This window comes from Solimonas soli DSM 21787, assembly GCF_000474945.1.
GTDB classification, from domain to species: Bacteria; Pseudomonadota; Gammaproteobacteria; order Nevskiales; family Nevskiaceae; genus Solimonas; species Solimonas soli.
Window position 1 is genome coordinate 1 of record NZ_AXDW01000040.1, and the last position, 1282, is coordinate 1282.

The following is a 1282-nucleotide window of genomic DNA, read 5'->3' on the forward strand; positions in this document are numbered from 1 at the left end:
CGCCGCCCGGCCAGCTGCAGCTCGGCGAGCAGGGCTTCGATGCTGAGGGACGTGGCGAGGCGGCGGGGTTCGCCGTTGACGGTCAGCTGCATGGGTTTTTGGGGCGATTACTGCGTGCGCGACGACGCTGGGACCAACATGGTCGCCGCTGGGGCCGCGCAGTTCAATGGCGCAAGGTCCCGTGTGTGCGTCGCCCCGTAGGAAGCTGGCTTCTGGCCCGGTAGCGGTGGCAGCGCTCCCGGCCCGCCGTGGCGATGTGGTACGGATAGGCGTGCGGCAGCATGTTGCCCTTCGCATGAGTTGCCTTCGCCAGCGCAAACCGCGTTCGAGACCTTCGACTTCCGAGGGCGACACAGGGTTCTCACGAAAGCTTGCGGGTTTGTCGCGATCTGCAGTGTGCGGAGCGGTTGGCTCCGACGGGCGCGGCGAGGATCGGTGTCGTGCCGGAAGAAGTGGTACCAGGCGACCGGATGGTCCACCGCAGGGAGCCGATGTGTCCGCAGGGTTCCTTCGGTACTATCACCAGATGCGAAAATTTTTCTACCTCATGGCGTCCGTTGTCCTGGGCGCGTGCGCGTCCGAGCCCAGCTTCAAAAACACGAAGGCCGCCGACAATGCCTGCGTCGAAGGTGATGTCGCGAATTTCTTCAAATTCTTCAGTAGTGGTGAGGCGCACGTCTCTATTCGTGAGATCGATGGACTACCAACCGACGGGGTCCATACCGGTAAATTCTGCTTTGCGCCAGGCCAACATAGGCTGGGCATCAGAGGCTACAACAATCTGCAGTCCGCACAGGACTACGTCGATCTCAACTTTTCACCGGGCCGGACTTATCAAATCAAAGGGAACCTTCGCGGCATCAGCATTGTGTTCCGGATGTATGACGTGACGGCTGAGCCAGAGGTGCCGGTGTCGGAGTTTTCGATCAAGGCCGGTGTCTCGCAGAGCGCGCCTATCCCGATTTTCATCCCTTCTCGCTGAAGCAAATCAAGGCAGAAGGCCGTGTCGTCGACAGCAGGATTCGCTGATGGCCGGCTGACAATTCAGGAAGTTACCCGCTTATATCCATTTATCGCGGCAGAAATGCAGGTTCAGAATTTTGATGCGACATACCTTCTGCATTTAAAGCTGTGTGCAGCGCCCTCGACCTCCGTTAGCTCTACAGAGGCAGGGTTTGATATAGGGTCCGCGCATGAACGGCGCCCGGCCTCAGCCGCCGCCGATCGCCTGCACGATCAGCACCACGTCGCCGTCGCGGAGCAGCGCCGCCGCGTGCCGCGA

The 1282-nt window shown here is 60.8% G+C and carries 2 protein-coding genes; both read left to right on the plus strand.

The features are described 5' to 3' along the window. Positions 1–493: 493 nt before the first annotated feature. Entirely contained in the window at positions 494–982 is a 489-nt protein-coding gene (locus K344_RS0112040; RefSeq protein WP_157622900.1) for a hypothetical protein, read from the plus strand. Positions 983–1003: 21 nt separating this feature from the next. After that, positions 1004–1282 (plus strand): hypothetical protein (locus K344_RS24455; protein ID WP_211234538.1); only part of this gene is annotated, 279 nt, incomplete at its 3' end.